Raw genomic sequence first — 20712 nt, forward strand, 5'->3', positions numbered from 1 at the left:
CTACAATACTGATAGTAATTATCTCACTATCAGAAAGGATTGCTTTATCAATATTACGGCGTTCTTTAATATGTGTTGGGGTTACTTCTTGATAAATGTCATCAATTATAACATAAATAATAGTAATAAAGTCTCTTAAATTTTCAATTTCTATGGTATAATAGTTATTGGACTCCAGCATATGTTATCCTCCTATTTTAAATATTGGTTGTATTTATTATAGGATAACATCTTTTGCTGGGGTTTTTCTATTTAAATTTAACTAGCACAACGCGTTATATTTTTATATTATAAAGTAAAATAAAAACTGACGATTAAAATAGTCAGTTTAATAATAAAACTTTTAGCAAGTCTAATCCTAGTCCTAAACCTCCTTTAGTAATAAAGATAACCTTATCTGTTAGCTTCACAAGCCCTCCTTTTAAGAACATTATTCATTTTTGATTATAAAAAATTTATTCTTTATAGGTTATTAAATAAAGTCAATTATCTTTAATTAAAAATAAACACCGTTCCTTTTTATTTATAAAAAATTAATTATTATCTTTCTTCCACTCTATTAATCCATTCCAAACACTATAAAAAAAGGTCATCATCTCCATAGCCGCCTGCTTCAATTCTTGACCTCTAATATCATGTAATAAAATTTCCTTAATTAAATTATAAAAAACAGCTATAATATTACGAATTATGAATTTACCTAGAGAAACCATATCATTTTTTTCAATATAAGAATACCATCTATCTGTATGCCACTCAATCAGCTCTTCTCCATAATTCTCTAAAGAAGAACCATGTGCTTTAAATAATAATAAATTAAGTAGTTCTCTGTTATCTTCAACAAAATCAGTAGAAACTAACATCATATTAAATGTTCCTCTAAACTCAAACTCTCTTCTGGACTTTTATTAAATTCATGTTCTTGAATGAAATTCTTAGCTTTTCTAATCTTATTTAAAATAGGGCTTATTACTTCTTTAAAAATTTCATCCTTACTTCCAAAGTAATTGTAAATATTACTTGCTAAAACATCTGCCTAATAGGAGCCTGATGATAACCATGTTTAGCAAATTCATTCTTAGCTGCTTTTAAGATTGCACCTCTGATCTCTTCTTTTTGATACTGCATTTTCTACCTACTATGAACACTGTTCATTGTTCATTATTGATTTTACTACTTTTTTGCTTCTTGTCAAACAATTACAAACATAATTATATATAAGCAAAAACAGGCTTCTCAGCCTGTTTAAGAATATAGTTTTTCAATTATTTAAGCTCCCCATCAATTCCAATAGTTACAATCTCAACCTCTATATCTACTCCTGATCTCTTAACTGCCTCTTCTGTAATTCTTACCATTCCACCACAGCAAGGCACTTCCATTCTAGCTACAGTAATACTATTTAAATCATTATTAGCAATAATTGTTGCTAATTTATCTACATAAGCCTCGCCATCATCTAGCTTCGGACAGCCAATTGCTACTGCCTTTCCTTTTAATAGCTTACGGTGATAATTTCCATAAGCAAAAGGTACACAGTCTGCTGTAATCAATAGATCCGCATTCTTGAAGTATGGTGCAAATGGTGATAATAAGCTAATCTGTACAGGCCATTGTTGCAATGTTGATTGAACCTCTACATCAGAATCTCCATTATTATCATTCTTCTTCAAACTCTTAGCCTGACTTCCTGGACAGCCACCACTAGGTTTTTTCATTACTCTCATTCTACTGCCTGGACATCCTCCACCATGACTATGCTTTGGAGTTTCCTCTTTAACTTCATGTATCTCTTGAGCCTTCATCATCTCTTCCACTGCCTCATCACCTCTTAAAGCTCTAACATGCTCTGCTGTTGCATCCAAGTCAAACTCCTTAGCCTCTCGCTCTTCAATTACCAATGCTCCAGTAGGACACTCTCCAATACAGTCGCCAAATCCATCACAAAAACTCTCATTTACCAACTTAGCCTTGCCATTAACGATCTGTAAAGCCCCTTCATGGCATCCTGTTACACATAATCCACATCCATTACATTTATCTTCATTAATCTTAATAATCTGTCTTTTAGCCATTTAAATCTCCCCCTTAGTATTTTTCTACTCATTATTCGTTACTGATTACTATATATAAAGACCTCAGCCATTAATCTCTAACTCTTAGCTTAATTAAATTATAATCTCTTTCCACTAGTAGTTCTGTGAATTGACTCACATAGAAGAGAAAATTTATAAAATATCTATTTGCCAACCTTTATACTATTATATATTTCATTCTAATCTCCTCTTATTTTATAATTATCTTTATATAGTCCTTAAACCTATCATTATTTAGAATAAAAAATATCTTTATTAAGTCCGAGTTAACCTAAGATTACAAATGATAAAAGATTATCACTATATATTTTTATTTTTACTATCAATGTGAAAAAAATTACTAAATAAGGAGTAACATAAAAAAAGAGATAAAATAAAAGATTGCAAAGACTGTAAATCAGTAAAGACATGTTCCTACTTCAACAATATTATGACTAAGCCCTATAATTATTATCAATATTGTGAAGAATGTAACAAAGAACAAGTCGCTGTCTAAAATAGCAGTTACTTGTTCTTTTATTCTATAAATTAATAATCTATCCTCAAGATACTTTGACTCTAAATCAGATAAATATTCAAAATTGAATACCTGCTACTAAACTTTATATAATACTTTTAAAAATAGAATCACCTATACTTATAAAGCTTCTTCTACCTTAATGATTATATCACTATCTTCTTCTTTCATATGAGCTACCAATTTATTAATCAAATCTTCTTTTAAATTGGTTATAAACAATTTAATTAAAAAAAGATCGGAGCTATCCTGCACTAATTCCCAATACTTTCTTTTCAATTTCCCCAAATTCTCTTTTAAACGTTGATGTGCTTGCTTATGCTTACTATAATTAAAATAGTTAATTTTCTTTAAAATTTGCTCTTCTTCAATAAAATGAGTCTCTACATAATCAGTTAAGAAATATAATAAAGTCTCTAAATCTACCTTTAAATCTACCCCTTGATTCAGTTTTTGAAGAAATTTATTTATTGTTTTCAAAAATATCCTGTGATGATTATCTATTTTGGGATACCCAAGTTCTAACTCACTATTCCACTCGGTCATTTTATTATCCAACCTCCATCCAAAGATTAAATTATAATCAAAAATATAAAACCCTATATTATAAGAAATAATATAGGGTGGTTTCACCATTAACTCCATATAACCCTTAGGTGACCAAATACAGGTTATACTTCACAGTTCCTTAATAATTTCACTTATGTAATTTTATCACTCTAATCTTACTTAGCTAAAAATTATGATAATTCCTTCTTTTTAATTAAATTTTAATCAAGCTTTAATTAATTTTTAACTAATCTTCTATCAATTTATATTAATTAGAAATTTAAATTATTAATTTCACCTCTACATATTATTATACAATTAATTAAAACCAGATAAAAGATGATAAGAGAAGTAATCTAACAAATTTGTGATTAAGAGATTAGAAAGATCGATAATTTAACTTAAGATAGGATAGAGAAGAATTCTTCTCTATCCTATTAAAACATATGGTAGGCTTTATAATTTAGTTCTTAACTCTTCAATCTCATCTCTAATTTGTGCTGCTAATTCAAATTCTAGATTCGCCGCTGCTTCCTCCATCTCTTCTTCTAATTCAGCAATCTCTCTTAAGATTTCTGCCTCTGACATCTCCTCTAATTCTTCTTCATCAACCTTATACTCTTCTCTAGTCTCTGCTATCATATCCACAGGTCGGAGTACTTCTCTAACCTCTTTTTTAATAGTCTGAGGTATGATTCCATGCTCTTGATTAAATTCCATCTGTAATTTGCGACGACGATTGGTCTCATCAATAGCTTCCTTCATCGAATCTGTCATCTTATCAGCATACATGATTACCTTACCATTAGCATTACGAGCAGCCCGTCCAATTGTCTGGATGAGAGAACGATTAGACCGTAAGAACCCTTCCTTATCAGCATCTAAGATAGCTACTAAGGATACCTCAGGAATGTCTAGACCTTCCCTTAATAGGTTAATCCCTACTAGAACATCAAACTTACCTAAACGTAAATCTCTAATAATCTCTAGCCTTTCAATAGTATCTATATCAGAGTGGAGATATCTAACCTTAATCCCTGCTCGCTCCAGATAAACAGTCAAATCCTCTGCCATCTTCTTAGTCAAGGTGGTTACCAAAATCCTTTCACCATTATCAATTACCTGATGAATTTCATCTAATAAATTATCAATTTGATTCTTGATAGGTCTGACTTCAACCTCTGGGTCTATTAATCCAGTTGGACGAACAATCTGCTCTACAACCTGCTCACTATGCTCTAACTCATAATCAGCTGGTGTAGCAGAGATATAGATAGCCTGATTGATCAAACTCTCAAATTCATTAAACTGTAAGGGTCTATTATCTAAGGCAGAAGGTAACCTAAAACCATACTCTACCAGCTTTTCTTTTCTAGAACGGTCTCCTGCATACATTCCCCCAATCTGAGGTATTGTCTTATGGGATTCATCGATTACTAATAAAAAATCATCGGGGAAATAATCAATTAAGGTCTGTGGTCGACTTCCTACTGCTCTTCCTTCTAACAGACGAGAATAGTTCTCTATCCCTGAACAGAAGCCAACTTCAGCTAACATCTCCATATCATATTTAGTCCTCTCTTCTAGCCTCTGAGCCTCTAATAACTTGCCTTGACTTCTTAAATAGTCAAGCCTCTCTTCCAACTCCTCTTCAATCTCCTTTAAAGCCCGCTCTATCTTATCTTCTGGTGTAACAAAGTGGCTGGCTGGATAAATAGTTAATTCATCTAGTGTCCCCAAGATCTCCCCAGTTAAAGTATTTATCTCTTTAATCTGATCAATCTCATCGCCAAAAAGTTCAACTCGATATGCCTTATCTTCATAAGCAGGAATTATCTCGATCACATCACCATTAACTCTAAAGGTTCCCCGTGCAAAATCAATCTGATTTCTCTTATACTGAATACCTATCAGCTCTCTAATGATATCACTACGATCCTTAATCATACCTTGCTTTAGATGGCAGGTCAAATCTAAATAATCTGCTGGATTACCTAATCCATAGATACAAGATACACTAGATACAATAATCACATCTTCCCGCTCAAATAAAGCACTAGTAGCTGCTAATCTCATCTTATCAACCTCTTCATTAATAGAAGAATCCTTCTCTATGTAAGTATCGGTCTGAGGAACATAGGCCTCTGGTTGATAATAGTCATAGTAACTAACAAAATAACCCACCTTATTCTCAGGAAAGAACTCCATAAACTCACTACATAATTGAGCAGCCAAAGTCTTATTATGGGCAATTACTAAGGTAGGCTTCTGTACCTTCTCAATTACATTTGCTATAGTAAAGGTCTTACCTGAGCCAGTTACCCCTAACAGAGTTTGCTCCTTCATACCATCTTTTATCCCTTTAGCTAATTTTTCAATCGCTGCTGGTTGGTCCCCTTTCGGAGAATATTTAGAAACTAATTTAAATTCAGACATGATATTCACCTCATCTTTTAATAATGGTCAATGTACAATAGTATTATTATATTCTTACTAGTAAATAAATTAATACTATAGATAAATATTGCGACACTTTACTTTTTAAAAAGTTAACAAAATTATTAAGATATATTTCGGGAAAGCTTATCAGCTTTTTCCCGAATAACTTTTGCCATCGCCGCAAAAGTCACTAAAAAGTCTAGGAAAAAATATCCTACGAGTCTAACCTACGGGTTTAAAAAGCAAACCCTTTGTGGTGAGAACCCGATCAAGACTCTCCGTGGCAGAGCCCACTCACTCAGCAATCAAAATACTAACCATTATCATTAATCCGGTTCTCTAATTAAAATCCAATTAAACTCTAAATTTTAGATCAATCTTTGCTTCGTTCAAACAGAAATTTTTTCCGTTTTTAAAGACTTAACTGTCCACTGTTTACCATACACTGTCAACTGACACGAAAATGTCGCAATACCCTATTATCTATCATCACACATATCTCAAATTATAATTAGTAGAGTAAACAATTAAAAACTGAAAAAGCACCCACAACAGCAGGTGCTCTTCTCTTCTAAAATTACAACTTATACTTATTCAACTAACTCAGAAGCATAAACCAATTTAACTCCCATTTCTTCGATAGTAGGGATTACCTCTTGAAGCGCTAAAGCAGTATTCATCCTTATATGCCCAATAATCACTAATTCTTTCCTTTTTAAGGCTACTTTTGCTAAACGAAGTAACATCTTCTCAACAGCCTCTTTCTCATCAACATTATCTATAAAAAGATAGTTTGCTGCTGTTGGAACCCCATACTCTTGAGCAGTTTTAAAAGCAACTGACTTATGAGAGGTACTACTATCTACATAAAATAAATCTGTTTCTCTTAATACATTCATAATCTCTGTCATTACATGGCTATCAGCTGAACCCTTAGAACCCATATGATGGTTAATACCTGATATATCAGGTAAGCTAGCTAAATTTTCTTCTAAAGTTTCTTTAATCTCTTCACTATTCATAGTAGTATAAATAGCCCCTTCACCAGGATCTACCTCTGGACTGGTCGGCTCTAATGGTTGATGTAGAGTCATCTCAAATCCCGCTTCTTTAATCAATTTAGCATCCTTTTGAGAATAGGGTCTAAAAGGTAAAACAGCCATCGTCAAAGGTCGGTTAATACTCAACATCTCTTTAGTCCCTTTACGGTTAAAGCCCCAATCATCTAATATAATTGCCAACTTTGCCTTGGGCTTAGCTTGAACCAATTTAAGCTGATGGGTGACTATCTTCTCACCTTTAGACTGAGGTTTAAAAGCAAGTTTAATATCTAACTCTTGCTTTTCTTCCTCTACCCAATCTACCTCTACTATCGCAAATTTCTCTTCCAATCTATGAACAATTTCATCTTTAATAGTCTCTAATAATCTGAGTTTATTCCCAAAGAGCGGGATCTCTAACTCACGGTAGTTATATGTCCAAGTAAAATGATACTCATCTACCTTTCTATCTTTCTTCTCTTCTGATGTTTGAACAATAAACTCTTCATCATTTAATTCTAATTCTTCTAAAAGACTATCTATATAATTATTATAATCATCTATTGTATTACTATAATCTATCTCTATATTTTCAGCCACTGGATCTTGACCCATTGTTACCTTATCTTGGTTGACTACTGGCTCAGTATCTTGACTACAAGATGTAAGTAACAATAATAGAGTCAGACTAAAAAAAACAACCAACACCTTATCTCTCATCATTAGAAAAGTCCTCTCTAATTTAATTTACCCTCCAATATCTTAATCGCTTCATCTAATTGCTCATCTGCTTCAGTATCAGGATTATACTTAACTTCGACATCAGGCTCAATTCCCTGATGATGGATAAATCTATCCTTTGGAGTATAGTATTTAGCAGTAGTCAACTTCACAGCAGAACCATCAGACAATGGTATTACACTCTGTACTACACCTTTGCCAAAGGTCTTTTCTCCCACAATAACCCCTCGTTGATTATCCTGAATAGCTCCAGTTACAATTTCAGAAGCACTAGCACTCCCTCCATTTACAAGTATTACTAATGGATCATCTATTGCTGTAATTCGACTATAAACAGGAATAGATGTCTTCTCTCCTTGGCGTTCTTTGACATGAACGACATACCCTTTATCAATAAAGTTACTTGCTACCTTAGAAGCTTCACCCAATAATCCTCCTGGATTATTTCTTAAGTCAAGAATATAAGCTTTAGCTCCTTTTTTATGTAGCTTTTCAATCTCAGTAGCAATCTCTTCTCCTACACCATCAATAAATTGAGATAAACGAATGTAACCAATCTTGTCTGTCTTCATCTCAGATTCAACATAAGAAAGCTCTATCTCTTCTCGAACAATATCTATATCAAACTCTTTAGTCTCATCTACAGATTCTTCCTCTGCTTTTCTCTTAATAGTTAAGGTTACCTCTGTACCAGGCTTACCCTTCATCATCCCTACAGCATCATCCATGGGCATATCCTTAGTTGATACACCATCAATAGCCATAATCATATCTCCACCTTGTAAGCCAACACGTTCTCCAGGGGTTCCTGTTATTGGAGAGACCACAGTTAATTGTTTCTCCTTCATAGTAATAACTATTCCAATCCCACCATATTTACCATCAAACTCTTCTTGCATATTCTTAAAATCACGTGGTGGTAGATAAACAGTATAAGGGTCATCTAAACTCTCCAGCATCCCATCAATAGCACCCGTTAGCAATGTATTTATATCTGTTTCTTCAACATAACTTCTTTTCACTAAATCTACTATTACAAATAATTTTTTAAACATATCCAGTTCACTTACTTGATTTGCTTGGGCTTTATGGAAGAAAAATCCCACACTTCCAGCAGTGACTAACATGAATAATATTAAAATTATTCCAAGTGTTCTATTCTTTTTAAACATATGTTTTCCTACCTTCCTACTTGGTTTATTACATTTAATTTTACCATTTATTTTTAGCTTTCGCAAACAATCTACCTATAATAAAGCTATATATTATAGTTAATTGTGGTATGCTTTAATCTAATTGCTTAAATTACTTGCTCTTTCATTTTATTATAATAAATAATATATATTGTTAACTATCTATTCAAAATAATTTTATCAGTTATCCAACCACATTAATACCGCAGCAAAAAAAGCTGTTACTGGAATAGCAATAATTAGTCCTATACTACCAGCAAGTCCACTTACAAATTCTGTTACAATAACATCCATATTAATAATCCTAATCCAAGGCAACTCTGCCTCTAACAGAACCAATAATAAAGGTATAGATCCACCAACATAAGCCAACAATAAGGTATTAGACATCGTTCCCATAATATCTCGTCCAACATTCAATCCAGCTTGGAACATCTCAGTATATCCTAAAGATTTATTTAATTGCTTAATTTCAAATATAGCTGATGAGATAGACATGCAGACATCAGTTATTGCTCCCAAGGAACCTATAATAATTCCCGCAAATAATAGTCCCCTAATATTTATATTATTATCCATATAAATTAATATTTTAGACTCTTCACTACTAAATCCTGTCAAATAAGAGATTTTGCCTATCCATAATGCCAAAATACCAGATGTTATTACACCAAAGCCTGTTCCTATAATTGAAGCAATAGATTTAGAGTTGAATCCACCAATAATTAATAGAGTAGGTACAATAATCACAATAGCTGACATAACCGCTACAAAAATTGGATCCTTCCCTTGTAAAAGTAGAGGGAGCATCATCTTCACGATTATTATTCCTGTAAATACTAGAGTAATAATCGTCTTTAACCCTTGCCCCCTACCAATTATCAATAAGAGTAATGCAAAAATCACAAGCAAATAATAAACACCATAATCCCTTATTACATCATGTAAATAGACCTCACCTAACTCATCATCTGCTTCATTAGTTACTAAGAGAACCTTCATTCCTTCTTCTACCTTTAAATTCATATAGGGATGATTCTCTTTATAAAGACTATTTATTTCAATCTTTCTTCCTTTATACTCTCCACTTGTTATTAGTACCTGTGATTTCTGTTCTAATGACATTCCATCCTCACCTGAACCAAGGTTATCTACTTGAATAACCTTACCACGGAAATAAACTTCTTGATATTCTTCTCCATAAGATTTATTACTAAACAAGACTACTACAAATATTACCAATAATATAATAGCTAAATCATACTTTAACTTCAATAATTTCCCTCCTAATTGCTACTAATAAATTTAAAAATAAGTAAATTAATTCTAATATAAAAAAAACTCCTAATTTTTTATAGAAAAGTAGGATAAAAAAAGAAGGGGATAAATTTTATTTATTAATCATAGATCATGATAATTACATATTCAAGAAAATAAGCCCCATTCCTTCTTTATTATTCTAGATTCTATCTAGCAGTTAAATACAAGGAGTAGATAATATTTAAAATCAGAATAAAAAATCCATTGATACAAAAAATAAACTAATAAAGGAGGAGATATTTTGGCACTTATACTCACCCAAAAAGAAAGAACTCTTTTAGAAGACCAAAAGAGCCATGAGGAGATTTGCATTCAAAAGTATAAAGACTATGCAAATCAAGCTCAAGACCCAGAATTAAAAGCACTATTTAGTTATTATGCAGATCAAGAACAACAACACTTTGATCCTATTAGCCAGATATTAAATGGTACTATTTCACAGCTAAATCAGGGAAATCAACAGCAGAACAATCAACCACAGATCAGCCAAGGTCAGACTGGAAATCCCACTGATTACAAGCTCTGTACTGACCAGTTAATGACAGAAAAATATGTATCTTCTACTTATAATACTACAATCTTTGAATTTACTAACTCTGAAGCTCGACAGGTATTAAACCATATCCAAAAGGAAGAACAAGAACATGGAGAGGGAATCTTTAACTATATGCAAAGTCGTGGTATGTACAATCCAAAATAATGAATTAAAATAATAATAAACTCAATGCCATCACTGCCATCCCCGCTACAAAGCCATAAATAACCTGATGACCTTTACCATACTTACGAGATGTAGGTAATAATTCATCTATAGAGATAAATACCATAATCCCAGCTACTACTGCAAACAAGATTCCAAAGGTTAAATCACTAAATAAAGACCTAAATACAAAATAGCCTAAAATTGCACCCAATGGTTCTGCTACTCCTGACAAAAATGAATAGATAAACGCCTTCTTCCTATCCCCTGTAGCATGATAGACAGGAACTGAAACAGAGATTCCCTCTGGAATATTGTGTATCGCCACAGCAATAGCAATAGATATTCCCAGAGTTGGATCAGATAATGCTGAAGCAAAGGTAGCTAAACCTTCTGGAAAGTTATGTATAGCAATTGCTAATGCTGAAAATATTCCCATTCTTAATAATTCATTCTCTTCTCCAAGATTATCTTCCTGTAAATTTTTAATATCTTCTTTATCCCTAGCAATATGGGGGTTTTCCACTTCTGGAACTAATTTATCAATTAAAGCTATAAGTAACACCCCTAAAAAGAAAGCACCTACTGTTGCCCATTCTCCTAATTCTGCACCCAAAGCTAAAGTTAAGGACTCCCTAGCCTTTACTATTATCTCTACAAAAGAAACATAAATCATTACTCCTGCTGAAAACCCTAAAGAAGTTGCTAGAAATGATGTATTGGTTCGTTTAGTAAAGAAAGCCAATGCACTCCCAATTCCCGTTGATAACCCTGCAAATAATGTTAGTAAAAAAGCAATTAACACATTATCCATCTTAACACCCCACTATATTATCAGTAATTATTATTAATTATATCATAAATTATAAATTTAGCAATATATTGAAAATAAGCTAAGAAGTTTTCTCATTCTCTACTTCTTATTTTGCCTTTAATCACATAAATAGTTATAATTTTATAATTATGAACCTATTAATAGTCTTAAATATATATTTCTTATAAGAAAAAAATAACAAGAATTAAATAGAAATCTTTAGATAATCATAATAAGGGTCAATATATAGTACTATAATAGATTCAGTACACTATATCTTGACCTTGTTGAGTTTGACATATAAAAGTAGATGATATAAAATTAGCCTTGTCGCTCTATATTACACAGGAGCCTTTAATAGTTGATAAAAAGTAAGAATAAAATTAATCTCTCACATATATAAGAAATTAATTAATAATTTTAATAAGATACTTATAGCTATTCAAAAAATTTTAAAAGTAAATTAGAAAAACTAGATTCATTCTAGTTACTCTCCTTCGTCCTTTATCAATCCTACACAGGAGTAACTAAAATTTTAATTTTCACGTTAATCTCAAATTGACTCTCTTTTAAAATTATTAGATTCAATCTCCTTCCTAAGAAAAAAGTTCTAAGAATTAAATTGAATTTTTTAGATAATATTAATAAAGACACAATATGTAGTGTGTGAGTTATTTATCGTCACTATATATTGTTGTTTAGAGGTTGACAGATAAATCTAAATAAGATAAAATTAGGATTGTCATTCAACGTTATAGGAGGTAAATTAATGGTTAATAAGTACATAAAAAAACGAAATGGAAAGAATGTTCCTTTTAAGAAAGAAAAAATCAAAGAAGCGATTAGTAGAGCAGCAAAGGCAGTAGGAGTAGAATCAGATATCATTGGAGAAGAAATCAGCCAAGAGGTAGTCGATTACCTCAAGATTTTCTTTAAAGAAGATGGTATTCCAACAGTAGAGCAGGTACAAGACTTAGTAGAGAAGATTCTAATTGAAAAAGGCTATGCCGCTATTGCTAAAGCATATATCCTTTATAGAGAACAACATGCAAAATTACGAGATACTGAAAAGTTATTTACTGATGCTCTTAAGACTATAGATAATTACTTAGACCGAAGCGATTGGAAGGTAAATGAGAATAGTAATATGGGTTATTCCTTACAAGGATTAAATAACCATATTGCTTCTGAAATTACAGCACAATATTGGTTGCAAGAAATCTATCCTAAAGAGATTAGAGATAAGCACCTGTCAGGAGACATGCATATCCATGATCTAAGCCATTTAAGTGTTTATTGTTGTGGTTGGGATTTAAAGGACTTGCTACTTAATGGATTTGGTGGAGTTTCTACTAAGGTAGAGAGTAAACCACCGAAACATTTTAGAACTGCTTTATTACAAGCAGTAAACTTCTTCTATACTTTACAGGGAGAGAGTGCTGGAGCCCAAGCTTTTTCAAGCTTTGACACATATTTAGCTCCTTTTATCAAATATGATGATTTAACTTATGACGAAGTTAAACAAGCTATGCAGGAGTTTATCTTTAACCTTAATGTACCTACTAGAGTAGGCTTCCAAACACCTTTTACTAATATCACTATGGACTTAATCTGTCCAAGCATTATAGCTGATGAACCAGTAATTATCGGTGGAGAGGCTAAAAATAAGACCTATAAAGAGTTCCAAACAGAGATGGATATGTTAAATAAGGCCTTTGCTGAAATCATGTTAGAAGGTGACTCTAAAGGTAGAGTATTCAGCTTCCCTATCCCAACCTATAATATCACTAAAGACTTTGACTGGGACAATGAAATTCTAGAACCAGTCTGGGAGATGACTGCAAAGTATGGTATTCCATATTTCAGTAACTTCGTCAACTCCGATATGAAGCCTGATGATGTTAGAAGTATGTGTTGTCGTCTTAGACTCGACAATACTGAGCTTAGAAAACGTGGTGGAGGATTATTTGGTGCCAATCCGATGACTGGAAGTATCGGTGTTGTAACTTTAAATATGCCACGTATCGGTTATCTAGCTGAAAGTGAAGAAGATTTCATTAAACGTACTTATGATTTAATGGATTTAGCTCAAGAGAGCTTAGAGATTAAGAGAAAGATATTAGAGAGATTAACTGATAAAGGATTATATCCTTATAGCAAGTTCTACCTCCGTAATGTTAAGATGCGTTTTGATGAGTATTGGAAGAACCATTTCAATACTATCGGATTAAATGGTATGAATGAAGCTGTAATCAACTTTATGGGTAAGGATATTACTCACCCAGAAGCTAGAGAATTCTCTATTAGAGTAATGGATGCTATGCGTAATAAGCTAGTAGAGTATCAAGAGGATACTGGCAATATCTATAACTTAGAAGCTACTCCTGCTGAAGGAACCTCTTATCGTTTCGCTAACTTAGATAAAAAGAAGTTTGGTAATAATATCATCTGTGCCAATGAAGATAGAGTCAGAAATGAAGGTGCAGACCCATACTATACCAACTCAACACAATTACCTGTAGGCTATACCGATGATATCTTTGAAAGTTTGGAGCTACAAGATGAATTACAGAAAAGATATACTGGTGGAACAGTTGTCCATGGTTTCCTAGGTGAAAGGATGCCATCTATTCAATCTGTGAAGAAGCTCGTTAAGAATATTGCTGATAACTTTGAATTACCATACTACTCAATCACTCCAACCTTTAGTGTCTGCCCTATTCATGGGTATTTAGATGGAGAGCATGAATATTGCCCTAAATGTGATGCTGAAATGGATTTTAAAGAAGATCAGAGTGCTTAGAAAGGTTGTTTTAGGATGAAGATAGCAGGATTGCAACGGACAAGTTTAATCGATTATCCTGAGCATATTGCTACTGTAGTATTTACTCAAGGATGTAACTATAGATGCCCTTATTGTCACAATTCATCATTGATTGATAATAGCTTTCAGGAATCTTCTTATCTAACTTTAGAAGATTTCTGGAGCTTTATAAAGAAGAGAAAGAAGTTAATCGATGGGGTCTCTATTACTGGGGGAGAACCTACTCTACAAACAGGGCTGATAGACTTTATCAGAGAGCTTAAAGCTAAAGGATTAAAGGTCAAGCTTGATACAAACGGGAGTAACCCTGATATCCTTACAGAGTTGATTGAAGAGAATCTATTAGATTATATAGCAATGGATATCAAATCATCTCTGAAAAAATACTCTAAAGTAACTGGTCAGTGTGATTTAGATAAAGTTAAGAAAAGTATCGACTTAATTAAAAATTCAAATATAGATTATGAGTTTAGAACTACAGTAGTCCCTACTCTACATACAGAGGAAGAATTTGAAGATATTGGTAAATTAATCTCTGGGGCAAAACTTTATTTTATTCAAAACTTTAGACCGATAAATACTTTGGATGAAAAATTAAAAGAGCTAAGTTCCTTCCCCCCTGATAAATTAAATAGATTTAAAGAGATAGTCTCCCCTTATGTGGCTAAAGTAGAGATCCGTAATTAAAAGGAGGTGACAGACTATGCAAAATAAAAAACGTCAAAAATGTGAGGTTTATTCTCGTGTAGTTGGATTCTTAACACCTGTAAGTCAGTGGAATAAAGGGAAGAAAGAGGAATGGGTAGACAGAAAGACCTATGACAGAGCATTAAAGGAAGCTAAGTAATATAAATAAAACCAAGCGGGAATTTTCATTCCCGCTTGGTTTTATTTATAAAGATATTAAAAACTTCTGCTTAAATTTGAAATTTATCAACTAATTCATGTAACTTCTGGGCCATATTAGCCAATTCTTGTGAAGAATAGGTAACCTCTGCAGACATATTACTGATATCATCAGTAATATTTATAATTTCTTCGCTATTATCTGCTAAAACCTGACTAGAAGCAGCTGTCTGTTGAAGATGATTAAATGTATTCTCACTAGAATCTTCAATCTCTTTAAACAGTTCTCCAGTGCTCTCTATAGTAGCTTGTCCATTTTTAGTTTTTAATTCAACCTGATTAATAGCTTTTAAAGCAGATTCAGACTTACCCTTTATTTCTCCTACTAAATTAGAAATGTCAGATGTTGCATTATTAGTCTCTATTGCTAACTCTCTAATCTCATCTGCTACTACTGCAAAACCTCGTCCATACTCTCCAGCTCTAGCTGCTTCAATAGATGCATTAAGTGCTAGTAAGTTAGTCTGTTCAGCTATATTATTAATTAAGTCTACAACCTTCTCAATCATCTGTGAATCATTATCTAGCTGATTAATAACCTCTACTGTATCTTCTACTACTTGATTGATTTCTTTCATACTACTTACTGTATCTCTAATATTACGACTCCCTATTTCAGTCTTGGAACTAGTTTCTTGAGAAAAAGAAGTTACCTCTTGTACACTACTAGAAATTTGTTGTATACTTGTTGATATTTCAGATATAATTTGTCTAGTATTCTCTATAGTAGCATTACCTTCTTGACTAGAAGCAGATAATTCCTCACTAGTTGATGAAATATCACTAGCAGCCTCCAAGACATCTATCACAATCTTCTTTAAATTATAAACCATAGAATTAAATTCATTTGCTAGTTCTCCTATTTCATCATTCCGTTCAAAATCAATACTTACTTGCAAATCTCCTTTAGCTACTTTCTTCATAACCCCAATTAACTGAGAAATAAAATCTAATAAATATCTCTTTATAAAGGTGGAAATAAATATAGCTACCAAAATTAGCACAACTATATCTACTATTAAAATTTTTCTACCAATCTTATCTTTACTTTCATAAACCTTTTCAACTAAATCCTGGGCAAATATAACTCCATCAATTACAGGTAATGACACATAAGAACCCATTACCTTTCTATCTTTAAATGAATACCCAATACTTCCTCTTTCTTTAGCCTTAACGATATTCATATCTATTATCTGCCCCACATCATAACCTTCCTCAACCATTTCTTTATTTGGGTGAGCAATAATCCTATTATCTTTGTCTATAACATAAGCATAGCTTAGACCATTTGACTTATTAGTTACCATTTCCTGAATAGAGGTTAATAACATATCTACACCTAAAACCCCTATAAAGTCACCATTATCATTAATTACTGGAGCTACTAAAGTAATTAGTGGCTTATTTATATCTTTATCTAAATGAAGATCAGTCCACATAATATCTTTTCTATCTTTAATCTCTTGATACCAGCCCTTATTAGAGATATTTAGTCTTTGGTCTTCAGGATAAAAATAATTTTGACCAAAGTTTGTAGCAAGGTATAACCTTACAAAATAGGGGTAATCTTCTTTCAAATTTTTAAATAAATCTTTTACTGCCCATTCGTTTGCATATTTAACAGAGTCTTGGTGGGAGATCAACTTTATTATTTCTGCGTTTCTATTAAAGAAAGATTCTATTTGATTTTTTAATCCATCTGCTTTCTCCTCATTCTTTTCTTGAGCTAATTTAGTTAGCTCCTTTGATACAGAGTTATTCACTATTAATCCTAGGATTAAAAATGAAGCTACTAATATAGCTACTATAATTCCTACAGCTTTGAAGGATAGATTATTCTTTAGGTTTAATTTCTTTAATTTCTTTAATTTCTTTAATTTCATGTGCAATACTCCCTCCTTCTATTACCTAAATATCATATAAGAGGTTTCCTTCTAGACTAATAAGAAAAAGAAACCTCTTATATATTGATAATTATTTTTTTTCTAAATCTTCTAGTAAAATTTGATATAACTCTTCTCCAATTATTTTTCTCCATTTATCCCTTACTGGCTGTGTCTTATCTTTAAATGCTTGATATTGTTCTGAAGATAAGATACTAACATTCATTCCTTTGCTTTCAATAAATTTTATAGGATCTTCAAAAGAAAATAACTTTTCTTCATTATTTTCTTTTAAATAATTTAATGCGGTACCATCATCAAGCCCCATCCTTGCTAACATCTGTTCATATTCTAAGGCTTCTTCAGCGGATTTTTCAATAATTTCTTGAGTCTTACTATCAAAACTATCCCAAACCTCTTTATTAATACCAATTACTAAGGGATCAAATAGATAATGCCATAAAGTAATATAACTATGATAATTCCAGATCTCAACTGGAATCTCTACACCTAATAATGGGTTTTCTTGACCATCAACTACACCTTGCTTAAATCCATTAATTGCTGACCCCCAAGGCATACTTATTGGTCTTGCACCTAAAGCATTATAGGTATCAAAAAAGATAGGTGTTCCAACAACTCTAACCCTAAGTCCTTTCAAGTCATCAGGGCTTGTAATTGGTCTTTTACTATTAGTAATCTCACGAAATCCATTTTCTCCCCAACCAAACGCCTTAACACCTTTCTCTTCTAATAAATTTAAAATATATGCTCCTGTCTTACCATTATAAATAGCATCAATCTCATCATAACCTTGATACATAAAAGGCAGAGAAAAGACATTTAACTCCTTAACCTGAGAGGACCAGTTAATAGTTGATGATATAGCCATATCTATTTGTCCTTGCTGTAACATTGCAAATTCATTAGTTTGCTTTCCAGCAAATAGCTTTCCACCAAAATAAGGTTTGATCTTTACCTTCCCTGCTGTTCTATCTTCTACCAATTCAACAAATTTTTCTGCTCCAGCTCCCCAAGGAAAACCTGGACCAACAACTACACTAAGCTTATATTCATCTTTAAATTGAGCTGCAGATACTACTGAAATATGAGCAAATAGTACCAATGCCAAAACCAATAAAATTGATAATTTTTTCTTCAATTTATCCTTCCTCCTTAAAACATATTTTTTATAAAATTTAATTACATATAATTATTAAAGAAGCTTCCTCTAAAAGAGGAAGCTAATTAAATTTAAAATTGAGATCTACTCTTCAACATCTCCTAAATCATTTCCAGATTGTTCATTTAACTTTATATTTCTAAATGCTTCGCTATGAGGTAAGATTAATTGGAAGCCTGATGAATAATCAATTTGAACTTCTCCACGCTTTAACTGGCACTCAAGTACATGTCCCCCACCTGTACGGTCTTCAGTAATGAAATGTAAATGAAATTTAGGAACATTAATTCCATTAACATAATAAGGAGACCAAAAACCAACTAATGTACCCTTGGCATTATAAAAATCAAAGGTTGGCTGTGTAGCAGCTATTTCAGCTAACTTTGGATATGGTTTGCTCTGCTTAGGAACACTACGAGTCTTTACATGTTTAAATTCTCCTTCAATTTTGACAGCATAGAATATATTCTTGCTTGGTAACAATTCTGTTAATTCTTCTTTAAGCTCCTCAATATCCTTTATTCCCTTAAATACAGCCTTTTTATCTTCTTCAAAATATGTAGTTACAGCAAAGGGAGTTTTGACAATATCTGAAACCTCTTTTACTTCTCCAGTGGATTTTACTTGATAAGCCACACCATCTAAAATCACCATCTCTCCATCTAAAGCATGGAAAGTTCCAAGACCAAAGTTACCATGGTCTAACAATTGACCAGTAGTAATATCTCCATCATATAGTCCTTGCAATAAAGCATCGATTGTTGAAATTTGAAATAAAGTATCTTGACCCTCAATCTGAGCATAACTAGTTAAACTTAGGCCTATTACCAACAGAACACTAGCTACTAAATACAAACTGCTTTTTTTAATAATTTTCATAGATATCCCATCTCCCTCTCTAAGTATAATCTCTTGAATAATTATTTAAAAATTTTATTAAATATGCTGAAGATTCTTTTTTCAGCATAACAAAAAATAAAAGTCCTAACCCTCTTAATGAAAGGAATAGAACTGTTTACTTTTCTATTCACTATTCTTTCGATAGTCTGACGATCTTAGTACAAGATTGTACCTTAGACTCAAAAACTTTGCGACCTTATCTTTCAATAAGTGTGCCGTTTCGGGAATAATAGAAATATATTATATTTTTACACCATCAATAATAGATAAAACGATTAAATCAATACATATTTTATATTATATTAAAATTATACCATGTATAATATACCAAATCAAGACAATAAACTAATTTAATGGTTTAAATTTTATTTTATTAAATTTTTGTTTTTATTTTAGTTATCTGATAAAAATAAATAATTTTACTAATAATAACCTAAAAACACTAAATTTTAACGGAATATTTTTATCAAAAAATTAAATTAAGATGGTTTCTATATTATAGAAACCATCTTAAGCTTATTTAGAATTTTAATTCTCTCAAGATAAAGATATTCTACTATACTTTTTCTATCAATCTTAATAACAAATCATCTTAGTCAATGTATAATTCTTGTCATTAAACTTCTTCTGCTCACTATTTACAACTTCTAAGTCTACTGCTTCTACCACGTTATTTCTAACCCCTACCATCTTAGCATTTTCTCCTTTGACCAATTGATTAACCGCTTCTGCTCCTAACTTACTTGCCAACACTCTATCAAAAGCTGTTGGCCGCCCACCACGTTGCTGATGACCTAATAAAGTTTCCCTAACTTTAAAGCCTAAGCGCATCTCTAACTCTCTGCTAATATCATCTACCTTACCTACACCTTCAGCCATCAGAATGATTCCATAATTCTTGCCCATTTCAAACTTTCTCTTCAAATTATTAGTAATCTCATCATAATCTACCTCCTGCTCAGGAATTAATAATGCATCTACACTTCCTGCTAAAGTAGAAGTTATTGCAATCTCTCCAGAATTACGACCCATCACCTCAATTACAAAAACTCGAGGAGTATCCCCTACTAGAGATGTAGCTGTATCTAAAATTCTATCGACTGTATTAGTTACAATATTACAAGCAGTATCAAAGCCAATAGCATAATCTGTCCCAGTAATGTCATTATCAATAGTTCCAGGAACTCCTATCACCTTAACTCCTGCATCTACTAACTTTTGTGCTCCCTTCATCGAACCATTACCACCGATAACCACCAATCCATCTAGCTCTAAACTCTTAATATTAGCTAATGCTTTCTTAAAACCTACCTCACTTTGAAACTCTTTAGTTCTTCCGGTCTTGATTATAGTTCCACCATAACTAACGATCTCTTCTACATCTAATATATCTAGTTTTCTAAATCTATTCTCTAGCAGACCTATATAGCCAGCCTCGATTCCTAAAACCTCTAAATTATGATATGTGCCCGCCTTCACCACAGCTCGCAAGGTAGCATTCATCCCTGGAGCATCACCACCACTTGTTAACACACCAATCTTTTTCATAAGGCACCTCCTAAATTTAATTTTACCTTTATCTATTTTTTTATGCTTAATCTCTA

The 20712-nt window shown here is 32.3% G+C and carries 16 protein-coding genes, 1 pseudogene and 2 riboswitches; of the genes and pseudogenes, 4 read left to right on the forward strand and 13 right to left on the reverse strand.

The window, feature by feature from the left end; all coding sequences use genetic code 11:
• The 8 genes and pseudogenes from U472_RS14005 to U472_RS14035 all read right to left on the reverse strand — a co-directional run.
• A pseudogene (locus tag U472_RS14005) lies at positions 1 to 181 on the reverse strand (IS982 family transposase); the annotation flags it as partial.
• A 352-nt stretch (positions 182 to 533) separates the two neighbouring features.
• Entirely contained in the window at positions 534 to 866 is a 333-nt protein-coding gene (locus U472_RS14010) for a hypothetical protein (RefSeq protein WP_068719369.1), read from the reverse strand.
• Positions 867 to 1265: 399 nt separating this feature from the next.
• The gene (locus U472_RS14015; RefSeq protein ID WP_068719370.1) at positions 1266 to 2075 is read right to left on the reverse strand and encodes an ATP-binding protein; all 810 of its coding nucleotides are present in this window, start codon (positions 2073 to 2075) and stop codon (positions 1266 to 1268) included.
• Positions 2076 to 2733: 658 nt separating this feature from the next.
• On the reverse strand, positions 2734 to 3159 hold the full coding sequence (locus U472_RS16410; protein WP_083189967.1) for a bacteriohemerythrin: 426 nt from the start codon (positions 3157 to 3159) through the stop codon (positions 2734 to 2736).
• A gap of 66 nt (positions 3160 to 3225) precedes the next feature.
• Positions 3226 to 3310, reverse strand: a riboswitch (cyclic di-GMP riboswitch).
• 308 nt (positions 3311 to 3618) lie between these two features.
• Entirely contained in the window at positions 3619 to 5598 is a 1980-nt protein-coding gene (gene uvrB / locus U472_RS14020; RefSeq protein ID WP_068719371.1) for an excinuclease ABC subunit UvrB, read from the reverse strand.
• Positions 5599 to 6191: 593 nt separating this feature from the next.
• The gene (locus U472_RS14025; RefSeq protein ID WP_068719372.1) at positions 6192 to 7364 is read right to left on the reverse strand and encodes a divergent polysaccharide deacetylase family protein; all 1173 of its coding nucleotides are present in this window, start codon (positions 7362 to 7364) and stop codon (positions 6192 to 6194) included.
• A 14-nt stretch (positions 7365 to 7378) separates the two neighbouring features.
• A complete protein-coding gene (locus U472_RS14030; protein WP_068719373.1) occupies positions 7379 to 8554 on the reverse strand; it encodes a S41 family peptidase in 1176 nt (391 codons plus the stop codon).
• Between the two features lie 201 nt (positions 8555 to 8755).
• On the reverse strand, positions 8756 to 9850 hold the full coding sequence (locus tag U472_RS14035; protein WP_068719374.1) for a YibE/F family protein: 1095 nt from the start codon (positions 9848 to 9850) through the stop codon (positions 8756 to 8758).
• Positions 9851 to 10136: 286 nt separating this feature from the next.
• On the opposite strand from U472_RS14035, the gene U472_RS14040 reads away from it, so the two are divergent.
• On the forward strand, positions 10137 to 10595 hold the full coding sequence (locus U472_RS14040) for a spore coat protein (RefSeq protein ID WP_068719375.1): 459 nt from the start codon (positions 10137 to 10139) through the stop codon (positions 10593 to 10595).
• Positions 10596 to 10599: 4 nt separating this feature from the next.
• On the opposite strand, the gene zupT is transcribed toward U472_RS14040, so the two are convergent.
• Positions 10600 to 11409, reverse strand: coding sequence for a zinc transporter ZupT (gene zupT, locus U472_RS14045; protein ID WP_068719376.1), 810 nt, complete (start codon positions 11407 to 11409; stop codon positions 10600 to 10602).
• Between the two features lie 769 nt (positions 11410 to 12178).
• Between zupT and U472_RS14050 the strand changes: the two genes are divergently transcribed.
• The 3 genes from U472_RS14050 to nrdD are packed head-to-tail and all read left to right on the forward strand — an operon-like array spanning position 12179 to position 15080.
• Positions 12179 to 14212 carry a ribonucleoside triphosphate reductase gene (locus tag U472_RS14050; RefSeq protein ID WP_068719377.1) on the forward strand — a complete coding sequence of 678 codons (2034 nt, stop codon included), beginning with the start codon at positions 12179 to 12181 and terminating at the stop codon, positions 14210 to 14212.
• Between the two features lie 15 nt (positions 14213 to 14227).
• Positions 14228 to 14920 carry an anaerobic ribonucleoside-triphosphate reductase activating protein gene (locus U472_RS14055; RefSeq protein ID WP_068719378.1) on the forward strand — a complete coding sequence of 231 codons (693 nt, stop codon included), beginning with the start codon at positions 14228 to 14230 and terminating at the stop codon, positions 14918 to 14920.
• 16 nt (positions 14921 to 14936) lie between these two features.
• Positions 14937 to 15080, forward strand: a complete 144-nt coding sequence (gene nrdD / locus U472_RS16590; RefSeq protein WP_141677998.1) for an anaerobic ribonucleoside-triphosphate reductase — start codon at positions 14937 to 14939, stop codon at positions 15078 to 15080.
• 70 nt (positions 15081 to 15150) lie between these two features.
• Here the strand turns inward: nrdD and U472_RS14060 are convergent, their stop codons facing one another.
• From U472_RS14060 to U472_RS14075, 4 genes are all read right to left on the reverse strand, one after another.
• Positions 15151 to 17025 carry a methyl-accepting chemotaxis protein gene (locus tag U472_RS14060; RefSeq protein WP_068719379.1) on the reverse strand — a complete coding sequence of 625 codons (1875 nt, stop codon included), beginning with the start codon at positions 17023 to 17025 and terminating at the stop codon, positions 15151 to 15153.
• Between the two features lie 91 nt (positions 17026 to 17116).
• Entirely contained in the window at positions 17117 to 18187 is a 1071-nt protein-coding gene (locus tag U472_RS14065; RefSeq protein ID WP_068719380.1) for a DctP family TRAP transporter solute-binding subunit, read from the reverse strand.
• Between the two features lie 105 nt (positions 18188 to 18292).
• Complete coding sequence (gene budA, locus U472_RS14070) at positions 18293 to 19087, reverse strand: acetolactate decarboxylase (protein ID WP_068719381.1); 795 nt, start codon at positions 19085 to 19087, stop codon at positions 18293 to 18295.
• 158 nt (positions 19088 to 19245) lie between these two features.
• Positions 19246 to 19335, reverse strand: a riboswitch (cyclic di-GMP riboswitch).
• 349 nt (positions 19336 to 19684) lie between these two features.
• Complete coding sequence (locus tag U472_RS14075) at positions 19685 to 20656, reverse strand: ATP-dependent 6-phosphofructokinase (RefSeq protein WP_068719382.1); 972 nt, start codon at positions 20654 to 20656, stop codon at positions 19685 to 19687.
• Between the last annotated feature and the right edge of the window lie 56 nt (positions 20657 to 20712).

The organism is Orenia metallireducens (assembly GCF_001693735.1).
Lineage (GTDB): Bacteria > Bacillota > Halanaerobiia > Halobacteroidales > Halobacteroidaceae > Orenia > Orenia metallireducens.